Annotated in this window: 15 protein-coding genes; 14 read left to right on the top strand and 1 reads right to left on the bottom strand. The window is 60.2% G+C overall.

The genetic code is table 11. The features are described from left to right. Positions 1-2: 2 nt before the first annotated feature. Complete coding sequence (gene aroF, locus P0G09_RS00960) at positions 3-1016, bottom strand: 3-deoxy-7-phosphoheptulonate synthase (protein ID WP_227611609.1); 1014 nt, start codon at positions 1014-1016, stop codon at positions 3-5. 211 nt (positions 1017-1227) lie between these two features. Between aroF and ybaK the strand changes: the two genes are divergently transcribed. The 14 genes from ybaK to P0G09_RS01030 all read left to right on the top strand — a co-directional run bounded on the left by ybaK (position 1228) and on the right by P0G09_RS01030 (position 18784). Next, positions 1228-1710, top strand: a complete 483-nt coding sequence (gene ybaK, locus P0G09_RS00965) for a Cys-tRNA(Pro) deacylase (protein ID WP_005932182.1) — start codon at positions 1228-1230, stop codon at positions 1708-1710. Positions 1711-2180: 470 nt separating this feature from the next. Then, complete coding sequence (gene purE, locus P0G09_RS00970) at positions 2181-2681, top strand: 5-(carboxyamino)imidazole ribonucleotide mutase (protein ID WP_275251691.1); 501 nt, start codon at positions 2181-2183, stop codon at positions 2679-2681. A gap of 9 nt (positions 2682-2690) precedes the next feature. Further along, positions 2691-4169 (top strand): amidophosphoribosyltransferase, encoded by a 1479-nt coding sequence (purF, locus tag P0G09_RS00975; RefSeq protein ID WP_156059970.1) that lies wholly within the window; start codon positions 2691-2693, stop codon positions 4167-4169. Between the two features lie 4 nt (positions 4170-4173). Next, on the top strand, positions 4174-5220 hold the full coding sequence (purM, locus tag P0G09_RS00980) for a phosphoribosylformylglycinamidine cyclo-ligase (protein WP_005932193.1): 1047 nt from the start codon (positions 4174-4176) through the stop codon (positions 5218-5220). Further along, on the top strand, positions 5214-5810 hold the full coding sequence (purN, locus tag P0G09_RS00985; protein ID WP_275251692.1) for a phosphoribosylglycinamide formyltransferase: 597 nt from the start codon (positions 5214-5216) through the stop codon (positions 5808-5810). The genes purM and purN overlap by 7 nt, the downstream gene beginning before the upstream one ends. Before the next feature lie 176 nt (positions 5811-5986). Beyond that, the gene (locus P0G09_RS00990) at positions 5987-6787 is read left to right on the top strand and encodes an IMP cyclohydrolase (RefSeq protein ID WP_035393990.1); all 801 of its coding nucleotides are present in this window, start codon (positions 5987-5989) and stop codon (positions 6785-6787) included. A gap of 24 nt (positions 6788-6811) precedes the next feature. After that, positions 6812-7993: a phosphoribosylaminoimidazolecarboxamide formyltransferase gene (locus tag P0G09_RS00995; protein ID WP_117477307.1), complete on the top strand. Its 1182-nt coding sequence runs from the start codon at positions 6812-6814 to the stop codon at positions 7991-7993. 203 nt (positions 7994-8196) lie between these two features. Then, positions 8197-9498 (top strand): phosphoribosylamine--glycine ligase, encoded by a 1302-nt coding sequence (purD, locus tag P0G09_RS01000; RefSeq protein ID WP_275251693.1) that lies wholly within the window; start codon positions 8197-8199, stop codon positions 9496-9498. 19 nt (positions 9499-9517) lie between these two features. Next, complete coding sequence (locus tag P0G09_RS01005) at positions 9518-13210, top strand: phosphoribosylformylglycinamidine synthase (RefSeq protein WP_275251694.1); 3693 nt, start codon at positions 9518-9520, stop codon at positions 13208-13210. 140 nt (positions 13211-13350) lie between these two features. After that, positions 13351-14796, top strand: a complete 1446-nt coding sequence (gene purB / locus P0G09_RS01010; RefSeq protein WP_097770599.1) for an adenylosuccinate lyase — start codon at positions 13351-13353, stop codon at positions 14794-14796. Positions 14797-14991: 195 nt separating this feature from the next. Beyond that, positions 14992-15699: a pseudouridine synthase gene (locus P0G09_RS01015; protein WP_097770600.1), complete on the top strand. Its 708-nt coding sequence runs from the start codon at positions 14992-14994 to the stop codon at positions 15697-15699. 258 nt (positions 15700-15957) lie between these two features. After that, positions 15958-17043, top strand: a complete 1086-nt coding sequence (locus P0G09_RS01020; protein ID WP_005932217.1) for a helix-turn-helix domain-containing protein — start codon at positions 15958-15960, stop codon at positions 17041-17043. Positions 17044-17147: 104 nt separating this feature from the next. Then, a complete protein-coding gene (gene ftsE / locus P0G09_RS01025) occupies positions 17148-17879 on the top strand; it encodes a cell division ATP-binding protein FtsE (RefSeq protein WP_082210781.1) in 732 nt (243 codons plus the stop codon). After that, positions 17876-18784 (top strand): permease-like cell division protein FtsX, encoded by a 909-nt coding sequence (locus tag P0G09_RS01030; RefSeq protein ID WP_097770602.1) that lies wholly within the window; start codon positions 17876-17878, stop codon positions 18782-18784. The genes ftsE and P0G09_RS01030 overlap by 4 nt, the downstream gene beginning before the upstream one ends. Positions 18785-18798: the final 14 nt, after the last annotated feature.

Below are 18798 nucleotides of genomic sequence, written 5' to 3' on the forward strand. Positions count from 1 at the left end.
TCTCAGTTCATCTTCTTGCCAAAGAACTCGACTTCTTTGGTGATAAAGCCCATCAGTTCATCGAACTGGTCGGGGGTCAAGCTCTGGGCACCATCGCACTTGGCCTTGGCGGGGTTGTTGTGCACCTCGATCATCAGGCCGTCGGCACCGGCGGCCACAGCGGCCTTGGCCAGCTGGGGCACCATCCAGGCATGGCCGCAGGCGTGGCTGGGGTCCACCACCACGGGCAGGTGGGTCATTTTGTGGAGCATGACCACACCGGCCAGGTCCAGGGTGTTGCGCATACTGGTCTCAAAGGTGCGGATGCCGCGCTCGCAGAGGATAACGTTTTCGTTGCCCTCAGCCATGATGTACTCGGCGCTCATCACAAATTCTTCCAGCGTGTTGGCCAGGCCGCGTTTGAGCAGCACAGGCTTTTTCTGGCGGCCCACGGCCTTGAGCAGCTCAAAGTTCTGCATATTGCGGGCACCCACCTGGATGAGGTCTACATTCTCGAACAGGGGCAGGTGCTCGGTGTTCATGATCTCGGTGACGATGGGGGAGCCGGTAGCGCGGCGGGCCAGCTTGAGCAGGTCCAGGCCCTCGCTCCGCATTCCCTGGAAGGAGTAGGGGGAGGTGCGGGGCTTGAACGCGCCGCCGCGCAGCAGGGAAGCGCCTGCATCCTTAACGCGCTGGGCGCAGTAGGTGATCTGCTCCTCGCTCTCGATGCTGCAGGGGCCTGCAATGACGGCGAAGTTGCCGCCGCCGATCTTCACGCCGTTGACATCGATCACGCTGTCGTCGGGGTGGAACTTGCGGTTGGCTTTCTTGTAAGGCTCAGACACGCGGCGGCAGGTCTCGACCACAGGGTTGGCCAGCACCCAGCTCTCGGCAATGGCCTTGGTGTCGCCGATCAGGCCCAGAATGTGGGTATCGCTGCCCTTGGAGTCGTTGATCTGCAGCCCCATATCCTGCAGTTCGTGGCAGAACTCGCGGACCTGTGCGTCAGGGGCATTCTGTTTCAGTACAATGATCATGGTGGTCGTCTCCTTCTCCTTCTCACACATACGGCACAGGAGACCGGCTCCATTGCCGTGATTTATTTCCGTGAAGTTCAGTTTCATGAAGCATGGGCCTATGATAACACTTCAGGAAACTGAAGTCAAGAGAAATTTTGAAATTTAGGAAAGAAAGTGGTAGAATAGGGGCAGCCTGAGAGGGTAAGGAGTTTACAAGGAGCGATCATCAATGGGAAAAGAAGCAAAAACGAATGCCATGCGCATCCTGGAACGGGCCAAGGTGCCCTATACAGCCCACGAATATGCCCACGAGGAGGGCGTGGCGGTGGACGGCGTGACCGTGGCCGCCAGCATGGGGGAGGACCCGGCCTGCGTATATAAGACGCTGGTGACCCAGGGCAGCAGCAAAAACTACTTTGTGTTCGTCATTCCGGTGGCGGCAGAGCTTGACCTGAAGGCCGCTGCCCGCAGCGTGGGTGAAAAAAGCGTAGCCATGATCCATGTGGCCGATATCAATAAGGTCACCGGCTATGTGCGCGGCGGCTGCAGCCCGGTGGGTATGAAAAAGCAGTACACCACCGTGTTTGATGAAAGCGTGCTGGCTCAAGAAAAGGTCTATGTCTCCGGCGGCCGCATTGGTACGCAGGTGTGCTGCGCACCCGCCGACCTCATCCGGGCAGCAAGGGCAGCAACAGCGAAGATCATCTTCTAAGGTGAATCTGCCCTTACTGCCAACGCAATGACGGAGAGACTGTACAGAGCGGGGCCTGTCCAGTGAGATAAAACTTACTTTATTATATTTTCTAAAAAAGTCATACTTAAAAAGAAATACGGTGTCGAAACTGCACAAAACTTTTGAAAGTTTTTTGACGCGGGAGAACACAAGGGAGAAATTGCCCCAAGGGCCTTTGCAAAGTGGAATTTTTGCCGTAAACTGTATGTAGTACAGGGACGGTCCCCCGGCGGATGCCGGGTGCCGCCTGAAAAAGCGCAGAGCAAAAGGGGAACTTCAAAGATGAAGATGCTGTCGGGCTTCACAGAACAGAACACCATTCGTGCTGTTCAGGGGCATCGTGCAGCTTTGTGCAAAGCGCTGGGAGAGCATACGCAGAAATAAAGGCCGTGGTGCAGGTGTACCACAGCTTTTTTTTGTTTTGCAGACGGAGAAAGAGAGGTTCGGATATGATTCGGAAAGTTGCAGTGATCATGGGCTCGGACAGTGATTGGCCGGTGGTAAAGGGGGCCTGTGCCCAGCTGAAGGCGCTGGACATCCCCTTTGAGGCACACATCCTTTCGGCCCACCGCACCCCTGCCGAGGCCGCGGATTTTGCCAAAAATGCCCGGGCCAACGGCTTTGGTGTGATCCTGTGCGCGGCGGGCATGGCGGCCCATCTGGCCGGTGCCTTTGCCGCCAACACCACCCTGCCTGTCATCGGCATCCCGATGAAGGGCGGCGCGATGGACGGTCTGGACGCGCTGCTGGCCACGGTCCAGATGCCCAGCGGCATCCCGGTGGCTACCGTGGCCCTGAACGGGGCCAAGAACGCCGCCTGGCTGGCCGCCGAGATCCTGGCTCTGAGCGATGACACACTGGCCGGGAAGCTGGAGGCCGAACGGGTGAGCATGGTACAGCAGATCGCAGCCAAGGAAGAAAAGCTGCAGAACGAACTGAAAGAGTTGTAAGGAGAACCAATGTCTGATTTTGCATATCCGCTGCACGAGGAATGCGGCGTTTTTGGCATCTACGACCGGGCGGGCACCGAGGACGTGGCCGCTGCCGCCTATTCTGCCCTGTATGCGCTGCAGCACCGCGGGCAGGAGAGCTGCGGCATTGCGGTCAACGATGACGGTGTCATCCAGGGCCACCGCGACCTCGGCCTGGTGAACGAGGTGTTCACCCCCGCCGTGCTGGGCAGTCTTTCCACCCCCACGGCCCACATGGCAACGGGCCATGTCCGCTATGCCACGGCAGGCAGCCGGGTGCGGGCCAACGCCCAGCCCATGATCGTACGGCATGGCCGGGGTACCATGGCCCTCTGCCACAACGGCAACCTGACCAATGCCCTGGAGCTGCGCCGTCAGCTGGAGAACGAGGGTGCCATCTTCCACGGCTCCTCCGATACCGAGGTCATCTGCTACCTCATCACCCGCAACCGCCTGCGGATGGGCAGCATTGAGACTGCCATCAGCAAGACGATGGATGTGCTGGAGGGTGCATACAGTCTGGTGATCATGTCCGCCACCAAGCTCATCGCGGTCCGGGACCCCCGGGGTTACCGCCCCCTGTGCATCGGCACCCTGCCCGGCGGCGGCTACGTCTTTGCCAGCGAGAGCTGTGCGCTGGATGCTGCGGGCGCGACCCTGCTGCGGGACGTGGAGCCCGGCGAGATCGTCATTGCCGACACCAAGACCGGTGAGCTGCGGAGCATCAAGGATCACTGCGGCCGCCCGGACACCCAGATGTGCGTGTTCGAGTTCATCTATTTCTCCCGCCCGGACAGCATCATCGAGGGCAGCTCGGTGCACGAGGCCCGCAAGCAGGCAGGCCGGTTCCTGGCACAGGAGCACCCCGTGGAGGCCGATGTGGTCATCGGCGTGCCGGATTCCGGTCTGGATGCGGCGCTCGGCTACTCGCAGGAGAGCGGCATCCCCTACGGCATCGGCTTCATCAAGAATAAATACATCGGCCGCACCTTTATCCAGGGCAGCCAGAAGCAGCGCGAAAACAGTGTGCGCATCAAGCTGAACGTGGTGTCCAGCACCGTCAAGGGCAAGCGGGTCGTGCTGGTGGATGACTCCATCGTGCGCGGCACCACCTCCGCCCGCATCATCAAGCTGCTGCGGGATGCCGGTGCAAAGGAAGTCCACTTCCGGGTCTCGGCCCCCCCGTTCAAATACCCCTGCTACTTCGGCACCGACATCCCCGACCAGAAGCTGCTGGTGGCCACGGGCCGCAGTGTGGAGCAGATCAATGAGATCATCGGGGCCGACACCCTGGGCTACCTGTCCACCGAGCATGTGGTGCAGCTGGCCAAGAACGCAAAATGCGGTTTCTGCACCGCCTGCTTCACCGGCGAGTATGCCGTGAAGCCGGAGGAGGTGCTTTCCACCGATATCCATGAACGCCACCTGAACGACCGTCCCAAAAACGAGAAAAAGTTAGGAGAGTAAGAAGATGGAAAAGAGCTATTCTGAGAGTTACGCAGCTGCCGGTGTGGATATCACCGCCGGTTACCGCTCCGTTGAACTGATGAAGCAGTATGTTGCCCGCACCATGAACGAGCACTGCATTGGCGGTCTGGGCGGCTTTGGCGGCCTGTTTGAGCTGGACTGCACCGGCTACAAGCACCCTGTTCTGATCTCCGGCACGGACGGCGTTGGCACCAAGCTGAAGATCGCCATGATCATGAACAAGCACGACACCATTGGCATCGACTGCGTTGCCATGTGCGTCAACGATGTGATCTGCGCCGGTGCAAAGCCGCTGGTGTTCCTGGATTACATCGCCTGCGGCCGCAACATCCCTGAGAAGATCGCCGAGATCGTCAAGGGCGTGGCCGAGGGCTGCGTGCAGGCTGATTGCTCTCTGGTGGGCGGTGAGACTGCCGAGCACCCGGGCATGATGCCGGAGGATGAGTACGATCTGGCCGGTTTCACTGTGGGCGTTGTGGACAAGGAAAAGATCCTGAGCAACGAGACCATGCAGGCTGGCGATGTCATCCTCGCTCTGCCCTCCACCGGTGTTCATTCCAACGGTTTCTCGCTGGTGCGCAAGATCTTTGATATTGACAACGATCCCGATGTTCTGCACACCACCCCCGCCGAGCTGGGCGGCAAGACCCTGGGCGATGCCCTGCTGGCTCCCACCAAGATCTACGTCAAGCCGGTGCTGAAGGTGCTGGAAGAGGTGGATGTCAAGGGCATCTCCCACATCACCGGCGGCGGCTTCTATGAGAACATCCCCCGCAGCCTGAAAAAGGGCTGCTGCGCCCGCATCAAGAAGGAGGATGTCCGCATTCCTGCCCTCTTCCACCTGATGCAGGAGACCGGCCACATCTCCGAGCACGATATGTTCAATACCTTCAACATGGGCGTTGGCATGGTGCTCACCGTTCCTGCCGCACAGGCCGACAAGGCGCTGGAGATCCTCCACGCCAACGGCGAGCCCGAGGCTTACAAGCTGGGTGTCATCGCTGAAGGGGACGGTGTGGAACTGTGCTGAACGTAGCTGTGTTGGTTTCCGGCGGCGGCACCAATCTGCAGGCCCTGCTGGACAGCGAAGCCCGGGGCGAGAACCCCAACGGGAAGATCACGCTGGTCGTGGCCTCCAAGCCTGGTGTTTACGCGCTGGAGCGGGCCGCAAAGGCCGGTGTGGAGGGTGTTGTGGTCCGCCGCAAGGATTACGAGAACAGTGAGGCCTTTGACGCAGCCCTGCTGGAAACGCTGAAAAGCCACAACGTCGATCTGGTGGTGCTGGCCGGGTTCCTTTCCGTGCTGGGCCCCAGCGTCATTGAAGCCTATCCCCGCCGCATCCTGAATGTTCACCCGGCGCTCATCCCGTCCTTCTGCGGGCCCGGCATGTACGGCCTGCGCCCCCATCAGGCTGCTCTGGCCCGGGGCTGCAAGGTGACCGGTGCCACCGTGCACTTTGTCAACGAGGAGTGCGACGGCGGCCCCATTCTGCTGCAGAAGGCAGTGGAGATCCTGCCCGGCGACACCCCCGAGGTGCTGCAGAAGCGGGTGATGGAACAGGCCGAGTGGAAGCTGCTGCCCAAGGCAGTTGCCATGGTGTGCAGCGGCGAGATCGAGTAAAAAGATAAACTGGCTCGCCCTCTCAGGCCGCTTCGCGTCCAGCTCTCCCAAAGGGAGAGCCCTTGGCAAAACCATGAACTTTGTGTGGACTGCCAAAGCCTCCCACTTTGGGGGAGGTGGCAGCGCGTCAGCGCTGACGGAGAGGGCGAGGTCGTTATCCGTAAAGGAGAACAACAATGGAAAAGATCAACCTGAACGATTATCTGGCCTCCAACGAGTACCCCGGCCGCGGCATTGCAGTGGCAATGGCTCCCGATGGCCGTCAGATGTTCATCGGCTACTTTATCATGGGCCGCAGTGAGAACAGCCGCAACCGCGTGTTCGACCCCGTGCCCGAGCGCGGCGGCATCTGCACCATGGCTGCAGACCCCGACAAGCTGGAGGACCCCAGCCTTATCATCTATAACCCCGTGCTGACCCTGGGCAAGACCCATATCGTGACCAACGGCGACCAGACCGATACCATTTTTGACCTGATGAGTCAGGGCAAGAGCTTTGCCGATGCCCTGCGCACCCGCACCTTTGAGCCGGACGGCCCCAACTACACCCCCCGCATCTCCGCTGTGGTGTACGCTGATGGCAGCTACCAGATGAGCATCCTGAAATCTGCCGACGGCAACGGCGACAGCGTTCAGCGCTATTTCTTTGATTACCCCCAGCCTGTGGCCGGTGAGGGCCATTTCATCAGCACCTACAAGCACAACGGAAACCCCATCCCCAGCTTTGAGGGCGAGCCCCTGCGCTTTGCCTGCCCCCGCACCATCGGCGATTTTGCTCATGGCCTGTGGCAGAACCTGAACCCCGACAACAAGGTCAGCCTGTTTGCCCGCGTCATCGACCTGGACAGTGGCGAGACCGGCGATATGATCTTCAACAAATATGATGCTGTCAACAGCGATCTGGACGACCCCGAGGAGCCTGAACTGCTGCCCGAGGAGCTGGAGCTGCTGGCAAAGCTCGATGCCGAAGCAGAATAACGAAGACTTAAGGAGGATGCATCAATGAACGAACTCGCACTGAAGTACGGCTGCAACCCCAACCAGAAGCCCAGCCGCATCTATATGGAAGATGGCTCCGACCTGCCCGTGACTGTGCTGAACGGCAAGCCCGGCTACATCAATTTTCTGGATGCCCTCAACTCCATCCAGCTGGTCAAGGAGCTGAAGGCAGCCTGCGGCCTGCCCGCCGCCGCATCTTTCAAGCATGTGTCCCCGGCGGGTGCCGCCCTGGGCCTGCCCCTGACCGATGTGGAGCGCAGGATGTACCACATTGCTCCGGACTTTGAGCTCTCTCCGCTGGCCTGCGCTTACGCCCGTGCCCGCGGTGCTGACCGCATGTCCTCCTTTGGCGACTGGATCGCCCTCTCCGATGTCTGCGATGTGCCCACCGCAAAGCTCATCCAGCATGAGGTCTCTGATGGCATCATTGCCCCCGGTTATGAGCCGGAGGCTCTGACCATTCTGGCCGGTAAGAAAAAGGGTAACTACAATGTGGTGGCCATTGACCCCGACTACAAGCCCGCCCCTGTGGAGCACAAGCAGGTGTACGGCATCACCTTTGAGCAGGGCCGTAACGAGCTGACCATCAACGCCGACACCATGCTGACCAACTGGGTCACCGAGAACAAGAGCGTGACCGAGGAGCAGAAGCGGGACCTGATCATTGCCCTCATCACCCTGAAATACACCCAGTCCAACAGTGTCTGCTACACCGCAGGCGGCCAGACCATCGGCGTGGGTGCCGGTCAGCAGAGCCGCATCCACTGCACCCGTCTGGCGGGCCAGAAGGCCGACAACTGGCAGCTGCGCCACATGGACAAGGTGCTGAATCTGCCCTTCCGTGACGATATCGCCAAGCCCAACCGCGACAATGCCATTGATGTGTATATCGGTGACACCCCCGAGGATGTCATCGGCGATGATGTCTGGGCCGAGACCTTCACCGAGCAGCCCGCACCCCTGACCGCTGAGGAAAAGAAAGAGTACCTGAGCCACGTTACCGGTGTCTGCCTGGGCTCTGATGCCTTCTTCCCCTTTGGCGACAACATCGAGCGTGCCCGCCGCTCCGGCGTGACCGCCATTGTCCAGCCCGGCGGCTCTATCCGCGACCAGCAGGTCATTGACACCTGCAATAAGTACGGCATTGCCATGGCGTTCTGCGGCATCCGGCTGTTCCATCATTAAAAAGAAAACTGGTTCGCCCTCTCAGTCAAAGCCTGTCGGCTTTGCCAGCTCCCCCAAAGGGGGAGCCTTTGGCAGCATCCCGTTAGTAGCTGCTGGTGTTAGTGCCAGTCTTGGCTCTCCCTTTGGGAGAGCTGGCGCGAAGCGCCTGAGAGGGTGAGGACGCTGACAGAGAAGCAGAAACGAATATTTTAGGAGATGTTAAAATGGCTAAAAAAATCTTAGTGGTCGGCGGCGGCGGCCGCGAGCACGCCATCATCAAGGCACTGAAGAAGAGCCCGGACTGCGGCGAGATCTGGTGCGCTCCGGGCAACGGCGGCATCAGCTATGATGCCAAATGCAAGAACATCAAGGCTACGGACGTAGAGACCATGGTGGCCTTTGCCGCCGAGGAAAAGTTTGATTATGTGGTCGTGGCGCAGGATGACCCGCTGGCGCTGGGCATGGTGGACGCACTGGCAGCAGTGGGCATCCCTGCCTTTGGCCCGGACAAGGCTGCTGCCCGTATCGAGGCCTCCAAGGTGTTCTCTAAGAACCTGATGAAGAAATACGGCATCCCCACCGCAGATTATGCCACCTTTGATGACCCCGCCGAGGTCATGGATTACATCAAGGCAAAGGGCAAGTACCCCGTGGTCATCAAGGCCGACGGACTGGCATTGGGCAAGGGCGTGCTGATCTGCGAAAATGAGGAACAGGCCGCCGACGGCGTGAAGGAGATCATGCTGGACAAAAAGTTCGGCGCTTCCGGCAACCATGTGGTGGTGGAAGAGTTCCTCACCGGCCCCGAGGTCAGTGTGCTGAGCTTTACCGACGGCAAGGTGGTCAAGCCCATGGTTTCCAGCATGGACCACAAGCGTGCCAACGACCACGACACCGGCCTGAACACCGGCGGCATGGGCACCGTGGCCCCCAACCCCTACTACACCCCGGCCATTGCTGCCGAGTGCATGGAAAAGATCTTCCTGCCCACCATTCAGGCCATGAACGCCGAGGGCTGCCCCTTCAAGGGCTGCCTGTACTTCGGCCTGATGCTCACCCCGGACGGCCCCAAGGTCATCGAGTACAACTGCCGCTTCGGCGATCCCGAGACCCAGGTGGTGCTGCCTCTGCTGGAGAGTGACCTGCTGAAGATCATGACTGCCTGCACCGAGGGCACGCTGGCCGATACCGAGGTCAAATTCTCCGAGGGCGCGGCCTGCTGTGTTATTCTGGCCTCCGGCGGCTACCCGGTGTCCTATGAAAAGGGCAAGCCCATTTCCGGCCTGACCAACGGCCAGCTGGAAGGGGAGAGCAGCATCACAGTCTACCACTCCGGCACGGCACTGCGTGAGGACGGCACGCTGGTCACCAACGGCGGCCGCGTGCTGGGCGTGACAGCAACTGCGCCCCGCCTGACCGCCGCCATCACGCAGGCATACGCCGCCGCTGAGAAGATCAGCTTTGAAAAGCTGCACAAGCGCACGGATATTGGTATGAGAGCGCTGAAAGCAATCGCTGAACAATAAAAAAGAGGGGGATTCACCCATGGTCTATCGTATTTATGTGGAAAAAAAGCCCGGCTTTGATGTGGAAGCCCAGGGCCTGAAAAATGAGCTGGTGAGCCTGCTGGGCATCCAGTCCCTGAGCGGCCTGCGCCTGCTGAACCGCTATGACGTGGAGGGCATCGACGAGGCACTGTTCAACCAGTGCGCTGCCACCGTGTTCAGTGAGCCGCCGGTGGATAACACCTATGCGGAGCTGCCTGAATTCGAGGGCATTTCCTTTGCTGTGGAGTACCTGCCCGGCCAGTTCGACCAGCGCGCCGATTCTGCTGCCGAGTGCATCCAGCTCATCAGCCAGGGCGAGCGCCCGCTGGTCCGCTCTGCACGTGTCTACCTGCTGGAGGGTTCCCTGCCCGAGGAGCAGGTGGCAGAGATCAAGAAGTACGTCATCAACCCGGTGGAGGCCCGCGAGGCTTCGCTGGAGACCAAAGCTACCCTGAAGATGGAGTATCCCGTGCCCACCGCTGTGGCCACGCTGGAGGGCTTCAACGAGCTGGACGAAGAGGGCCTGAAGAAGTTCATCGACGAAAAGGGCCTGGCCATGGATCTGGGCGATATCAAGTTCTGCCAGGAGTACTTCCGCTCTGAGCACCGCGACCCCACCATCACCGAGATCAAGATGATCGACACCTACTGGTCCGATCACTGCCGCCACACTACCTTCGGCACCATTCTGGATGATGTCCAGATCGACGATGCCGTGGTGCAGGCAGCGTTTGACCGCTACATGGCCATGCGCGCCGACCTGGGCCGTGAGGAGAAGCCCCGCTGCATGATGGATCTTGCCACCATCGGTGCCAAGGAGCTGAAGAAGCAGGGCATCCTCAAGAATCTGGACGAATCCGAGGAGATCAACGCCTGCACCGTCAAGATCAAGTGCGATGTGAACGGCAAGGATGAGGACTGGCTCTTCCTCTTTAAGAACGAGACCCACAACCACCCCACCGAGATCGAGCCCTTCGGCGGTGCGGCCACCTGCATCGGCGGTGCCATCCGCGACCCGCTGTCCGGCCGCAGCTATGTCTATCAGGCCATGCGTGTGACCGGCGCGGGCGACCCGCTCAAGCCTGTCAGCGAGACCCTGCCCGGCAAGCTGCCCCAGCGCAAGCTGGTGACCACTGCCGCTGCCGGTTACTCCTCCTACGGCAACCAGATCGGCCTTGCCACCGGCCAGGTGGATGAGATCTACCACCCCGGCTATGTGGCAAAGCGAATGGAGATCGGCGCTGTGGTGGGTGCAACTCCCGCTTCCCATGTCCGCCGCGAGTGCCCCGCCCCCGGGGATGTCATCGTCCTGCTGGGCGGCCGCACCGGCCGCGACGGCATCGGCGGTGCCACCGGCTCCTCCAAGGCCCACAATCTGGGCAGCCTGGATCACTGCGGTGCCGAGGTGCAGAAGGGCAATGCGCCCATCGAGCGCAAGCTCCAGCGCCTGTTCCGCCGTGAGGATGCCTGCAAGATGATCAAGCGCTGCAACGACTTTGGTGCGGGCGGTGTTTCCGTTGCCATCGGCGAGCTGGCCGACGGCCTGTATATCGACCTGAACAAGGTCACCAAGAAGTATGACGGCCTGGACGGCACCGAGCTGGCCATCAGCGAGAGCCAGGAGCGCATGGCTGTGGCCCTGGCCCCCGAGGATGTGGACAAGTTCATCGCCATTGCCACCGAGGAAAACCTTGAGGCGACCCCCGTGGCAAAGGTCACCGAGGAAAAGCGCCTGAACATGGTGTGGAACGGCGTGTCCATCGTCAACATCAGCCGTGAGTTCCTGAACTCCAACGGTGCGGAGAAGCACCAGAACGTCCATGTGGAGCAGGGTACCGTCTGGCAGCCCCAGTGGGCCGGCATCACCTTCAGCCAGAAGATGAAGAACATGGTGGGCGACCTGAACATCTGCAGCAAGAAGGGCCTTTCTGAGCGGTTCGACAGCACCATTGGTGCCGCCACCGTCCTGATGCCCTTTGGCGGTGCTCACCAGCTGACCCCCCAGAACGCCATGGTGGCAAAGCTGCCCGTGGATGGCGAGACCAACACCTGCTCCGGCATGGCCTGGGGCTACAACCCCTACCTGATGAGCGCCAACCAGTATATCGGCGCACGGATGGCCGTGGTGGACAGTGTCACCAAACTGGTGGCCTCCGGCTTCCGCTATGAGGATGCCTACCTGACCTTCCAGGAGTACTTTGAGCGCCTGGGCACCAAGCCCGAGCGCTGGGGCAAGCCGCTGGCCGCCCTGCTGGGTGCTCTGGATGCCCAGATGGGTCTGGGCATTGCCTCCATCGGCGGCAAGGACAGCATGTCCGGCTCCTTCGAGCAGCTGGATGTGCCCCCCACGCTGGTCTCCTTTGCCACTGCCATCGGCAAGGCCAGCAAGGTGGTCTCCACCGAGTTCAAGAAGCCCGAGAGCACTGTTGTCCTCATCCGGCCCATTCTGGACCCCGAGACCGGCTGCCCCAACTTCTTCTCCCTGAAGGCAAACTACAAGATCGTGGAGCAGATGATCGAAGAGGGCATGGTGGCATCTGCCTGCGCCGTGGGCTACGGCGGCATTGCCGAGGCCCTGTTCAAGATGGGTCTGGGCAACCGCATCGGCTTCAAGATGCGCGCTGATATGCCCACCCACCGGATGTTCGAGCCCATGTACGGCTCCATCGTGCTGGAAATGGTCTCTGATTCCCCCGCAGGTGAGCTGCTGGGCGAGACCACCAGGGAGTATACCTTTGAGAGCTGCGGCGAGACGCTGGATATGGCTGAGCTGCAGGAGATCTGGGAGAGCAAGCTGGAGCCTGTGTACCCCTACCGCAAGGCAGGCCCCACCGTGGAAAAGATCAACGGCAAGCTGAACGCCCCCGCTGCCCCCAAGATCGGTGTGGCAAAGCCCAAGGTGATCATCCCCGTGTTCCCCGGTACCAACTGCGAGTACGACACCGCCAAGGCCTTTGCCCGCGCCGGTGCCGACCCTGAGATCCTGGTCATCCGCAACCTGACTCCGGCGGACGTTACCGCCAGCTGCGAGGCACTGGTCAAGGCCATTGGCGAGAGCCAGATCGTGATGCTGCCCGGCGGCTTCTCCGGCGGCGACGAGCCGGACGGCAGCGCCAAGTTCATCGCCTCCTTCTTCCGCAGCCCTGCGGTCACCGAGGCGGTCCGCGACCTGCTGCAGCACCGCGACGGCCTGATGCTGGGCATCTGCAACGGCTTCCAGGCCCTGATCAAGCTGGGTCTGGTGCCCTACGGCGATATCCGCCCCATCACGGCCTATGACCCGACCCTGACCTTCAACACCATCGGCCGCCACCAGAGCATGCTGGTGCGCACCCGTGTTGCATCCACCGGCAGCCCCTGGCTGTCCCACTGCGATGCAGGCAGCGAGTACGAGATCGCCATCAGCCACGGCGAGGGCCGCTTTGTGGCACCCCAGAACGTGCTGGATCAGCTGGTTGCCAACGGCCAGGTGGCTACCCAGTATGTTGATCTGGAGGGCGAACCCACCATGGATCAGCGCTACAACCCCAATGGCTCTCTGCTGGCCATTGAGGGCATCACCAGCCCGGACGGCCGCGTGTTCGGCAAGATGGGCCATTCGGAGCGCAGCGGCGAGTACCTGTACAAGAACGTCACCGGCGATAAATATCAGCCGATCTTTGAGGGCGGCGTAGACTATTTCAAGGTTTGATGGTAGAATAGAGAAAAACTCCTTCCGTCATCGCTGACGCGATGCCACCTCCCTCGGAGAGGGAGGCTGAAAGGCCCCCTCTTTGAGGGGGCTGCCGCCGGAAGGCGGCTGGGGGAGTTACTTTCAGGAGGAAACAACCAATGTCACAGCATGATCGTTATATCAGCCCCTTCTCTACCCGTTATTCTTCCGATGAGATGCAGTATATCTTCTCGGATGACAACAAGTTCCGCACCTGGCGCCGCCTGTGGGTGGCGCTGGCCCGGGCCGAGATGGAACAGGGCCTGACCAATATCACCCCCGAAATGGTGGCCGAGCTGGAAGCCCATGTGGACGACATCAACTACGAGGTCGCCATTGCGCGCGAGAAGCTGGTGCGCCATGATGTGATGAGCCACGTTTACGCCTACGGCCAGCAGTGCCCCAAGGCAGCAGGTATCATCCATCTGGGTGCCACCAGCTGCTATGTGGGCGATAACACCGATATCATCGTGATGCGGCAGGGCCTGGAGCTCATCCGCAAAAAGCTGATCGGTGTGCTGGCAAAGCTCTCCCGCTTTGCTGAGGAGTACAAGGACATGCCCTGCATGGCCTATACCCACTGCCAGCCTGCACAGCCCACCACCGTGGGCAAGCGTGCTACCCTGTGGGCCAACGAGCTGGTGATGGATCTTGCCGAGATCGACCACCGCCTTGCCACCCTGCAGCTGCGCGGTGTCAAGGGCACCACCGGCACCCAGGCTTCCTTTATGGAGCTGTTCAAGGGCGATGCAGACAAGATCCGCGCTGTGGATGCTTCCATTGCCAAGGAGATGGGCTTTGCCCCGGATGCCGTGATCCCCGTGTCCGGCCAGACCTACAGCCGCAAGGTGGATGCCTTTATCCTGAACGCCCTGGCAGGCATTGCCCAGAGCTGCATGAAGTTCGCCACCGACCTGCGCCTGCTGGCCAACTTCAAGGAGATGGAAGAACCTTTTGAGAAGAACCAGATCGGTTCCTCCGCCATGCCTTACAAGCGCAATCCCATGCGGTGTGAGCGCATCTGCGCCCTGAGCCGCTACCTGATGGTGGATGTGCTGAACCCCAGCTTCACCACCGGCACCCAGTGGTTTGAGCGCACTCTGGACGACAGCGCCAACAAGCGCGTTGCCATGGCCGAGGGCTTCCTGGCTGCCGATGCCATCCTGAACATCATGCTCAATGTCACCGACGGCATCGTGGTCTACCCCAAGGTAGTGCGCAGCCGCCTGATGGCAGAGCTGCCCTTCATGGCCAGCGAGAACATTATGATGCAGGCTGTGGAAAAGGGCGGCAACCGTCAGGAGCTCCACGAGCGCCTGCGCCAGCACGCCATTGCCGCTGGCAAGCAGGTCAAGGAAGAGGGCCTGCCCAACGATATGGTGGACCGCGTTGCGGCCGACCCCGCCTTTGGCCTGACCAAGGAGGAGATCGTGGCCGGTCTGGTGCCCGAAAACTTTGTGGGCCGTGCACCCCAGCAGGTGGAGGAGTTCATTGCAAATGTGCTCCAGCCCATCTTTGATGCCAACCCCGATGCTGTGGAACAGCACGCTTCTCTGAGCGTTTAAGGGTGTGGCCCGGTAGCTTTCTCCTCGGACACGGCTCGGGCCATTCCATCGCCCGCCCTACTGCCTGCGGCAGCAGGGTCCCACCCCAGCGGACGGTCCTCGGAGAAACTCCCGGTCCACTGAACTGCAAAATCTATCGCTGCGCTCCGCCTTTGGGCAGGGCGCAGCTTTGCTATAACCGGAAAAGGAGAACCTATGCGACTAGACAAATATCTGGCCGAGACGGCGCAATGCACCCGGAGCGAGGCAAAGACCCTGCTGAGCAGGGGACGGGTGACGGTGAACGGCGCGGTGTGCAAAAAGGGGGACACCCAGCTCAGGGAAGGGGACAGCGTGGCGGTGGACGGTGCGCCGCTTGCTTACCAGCAGTTCGTCTACCTGATGCTCAACAAGCCTGAGGGCGTGGTGAGCGCTTCCACCGACAAGCGGGATACCACCGTGGTGGATCTGATCGGGGATGCCTACCCCCGGCGGGAGCTGTTCCCGGCCGGCCGGCTGGACAAGACCAGCACCGGCTTTGTTCTGCTGACGGATGACGGCGGCTTCGCCCACGAGATCCTTGCCCCGAAGCGCCATGTCTCCAAGACCTATACGGTGGTCATTGACACACCGCTGACCGAGGAGATGCGCAGGGGCTTTGCCGAGGGCGTGACGCTGGCGGATGGCACCGCCCTCTCCCCGGCAGAGGTGGAAGCCCTGACCCCGGACGGCCTGACCGTGAAAGTCAGGCTCAGGCAGGGGGTGTACCACCAGATCAAGCGGATGTTCGGTGTGTACGGCGCGGGCGTGAACGCCCTGCATCGGGATGCCATCGGCGGACTTGCGCTGGACCCAGCCCTTGCACCGGGGCAGTGGCGGGAGCTTTCCGCGGAGGAAGTGACAGCAATTACCACCGGAGCCTGACTGCTTTTCACCTGATTTTCAAAAAAACATCACATTTTGCCGGTAAAATATTCACAAGAACCACGCAAAACAGTGCTTTTTGGGCCTGAAAATACCCCCGAAAGATAATTTCACCAAGAAAGTCAAAAATATTTTGGTGAAATATGTTGCAAAAGTAAATTCTTTTGTGTAAAATAGATAATGTAAAGCGGCGAAATTGTTAAAAACGACAATCTCGCCCCTGCGGCTTGCACAAAAGAGGAAAAGGGGTATCCATTTATGGCCAATAGAGTATTCCAGAGCGTGATCTACCAGATGAAAGACGCCATCGATCGTGTGGTCGGTGTGGTGGATGAGACCGGCGCTGTGATCTCCTGCTCGGAGCTGAACCTGATCGGAGAGGTGCGCGAGGGCTTTATGGCAGAGCGCCTGACGGCCGGTGACCGCTTTGTGCGGGATGGCTACACCTATCAGCAGTTCTCCAGCGCAAAGCATAACGACTATGCCGTGTTTGTGGAAGGCGCGGACGAGACTGCGGGCCAGTTTGCGGCCCTGCTCTCCATCAGCCTGCAGAGCATCAAGCAGTACCACGATGAAAAGTTCGACAAAGCCAACTTCATCAAGAACGTGGTGCTGGACAACATCCTGCCCGGCGATATCTACGCCAAGGCCCGTGAGCTGCACTTTGCCACCGATGTTTCCCGCGTGGTGTTCATTGTGCGCGTGACCTCCGGCGGCGACATCTCCGCCTACGATGTGGTCAGCAGCCTGTTCCCGGACAAGCAGAAGGACTTTGTGTTCAATATCAGCGAGACCGACACCGTGCTGGTCAAGGAGATCCGCAAGGGCATTGACCGCACCGATATGGAGAAGCTGGCTGCCAGCATCGTGGACACCCTGTCCGGCGAGCATTACATCAAGGCTGTGGTCGGCATCGGCACCCCCATCTCCAACGTGAAGGATCTGGCTACCTCCTTCAAGGAAGCCCAGATCGCCATGGAGGTCAGCAAGGTGTTCGACACCGAGAAGCAGATCATCCGCTACGACAACCTTGGCATTGCCCGCCTGATCTACCAGCTGCCCACCACTGTCTGCGAGATGTTCCTGCGTGAGGTGTTCAAGCAGGGCAGCATCGAGAGCCTGGATCAGGAGACCCTGTTCACCATCCAGCGCTTCTTTGAGAACAACCTGAATGTGTCTGAGACCAGCCGCGGCCTGTTTGTCCACCGCAACACGCTGGTGTATCGTCTGGAAAAGATCAAAAAACTGACCGGTCTGGATCTGCGTGAGTTCGACGATGCCATCGTCTTTAAGGTGGCGTTGATGGTCAAGAAGTACCTGTCCAACAACCCGGCCAAATATTAAGCAACCGCTTGCGGCGCAAAGCCGTCGGCGCAGAACCGGCCGCTCGAAACCGATGCTGGCCGGTTCTTTTTGGTTTGGAGAAAATTATTGGGAGCGAAAAACGCATGATAGATTTTGAACACGTTTCAAAGCAGTACAAGCACAACGCAAAGCCTGCCCTGGAGGATGTCAACTTCCATGTGGATGACGGCGAGTTTGTTTTTCTGCTGGGTCACTCGGGCGCGGGCAAATCCACCCTGCTCAAGCTGATCCTGCGCGAGGAGACCCCCACCGAGGGCCGCGTGCTGGTGAACGGGCAGGATGTTGCCCGCCTGCGCCGCCGCAAGATCCCCTACCTGCGCCGTCAGATGGGCATCATCTTTCAGGATTTCCGGCTCATCCCCACTATGACCGTTTACGAGAACATTGCCTTTGCCATGCATGTTACCAACATCGGGCACAAGCAGATCAAGGAGCGCGTGAATTACATGCTGGAGCTTGTCCACCTGGAGGACAAGGCAAAGGTCTACCCCGACCTGCTCTCCGGCGGTGAGCAGCAGCGTGTGGCTGTGGCCCGCGCCCTGGCCCACGCCCCCAAGCTGGTGATTGCGGACGAGCCCACCGGCAACATCGACCCTGAGCTGAGCCTTGAGATGATGGAGCTGCTGGAGCGTGTCAGCGAGATGGGCATCACTGTGCTGGTGGTTACCCATGAGCACGAGCTGGTCCGTCACTTTGACCGCCGCGTGGTCACCCTGTCCGGCGGACACATCATCTCGGATGTGCCCACGGGCTCCATGATCCCCCACCCGCCCGTAGACCCGAAGGAACTGGAAATGGAGGTGTCGCTGGTATGATGAAGCCTTCTACGTTCGGTTTCCTTGTGGTGCGCGGCGTGCGCAACCTGGGCAAGCACTGGGCCATGACCATTGCCTGCATCGCCTCCCTGAGCGTCTGTATGACCCTGAACACCTTTGCCACGCTGGCGGAAGTCAATGTGGACAGCATGGTGAACTATCTGGGCCAGCAGAACGAGATGGTGGTCTATGTGGACCCCGAAGCCGACGATGCCACCATCCAGTCGGTAGGGGAGCGCATCACTGCCACCCCGGGCGTGAGCCGGGTGCAGTACATGTCCAAGGAGGATGTGCTCAACCAGTACCGTGGGTACATGGCGGATTACGCCGTTCTGCTGGACGAATTTGAGAATGATAACCCCTTCAAGGCCAACTACCGTGTCTCTTTGGCGGATCTGAGCCAGATGCAGGCCATGAGCCAGAACTTCCAGAGCATTCCGGGCGTGTACAGCGTTACCGCCCCCATTGAGATGACCCAGACCTTTGTGGAGGTCCAGCAGGCCGTGACCAAGGTGGGCCAGATCGTGATCCTGGTGCTGATGGCGGTCAGCATCATCACGGTGGGCAGCACCATCCGCCTAAGCGTTTTTGCCCGCCGCCGTGAGATCGAGATCATGAAGTATGTGGGCGCAACCAACCACCTTGTCACCCTGCCCTTTTTTGTGGAGGGCCTGACCATGGGCCTGATCTCTGGTGCCATCACCTCGGTAGCCGGTATCTTCGGCTATGCCTACATCGTGCAGGCCTCCAGCACGCTGGGCGGGTTGTGGCAGCTGCTCATGGGCACCGCCATGGTGCCTGTGGATGCCGTCTGGCCCACCATCCTGACGTACAGTCTGGCCGGTGGTGCGCTGGTGGGTGCGCTGGGCAGCATGTTCTCCATCCGCAAGCATCTGAATGTGTAAGCGAAAGGAGCCTT

Source organism: Faecalibacterium sp. DFI.5.82 (assembly GCF_029076575.1).
GTDB classification, from domain to species: Bacteria; Bacillota; Clostridia; order Oscillospirales; family Ruminococcaceae; genus Faecalibacterium; species Faecalibacterium duncaniae.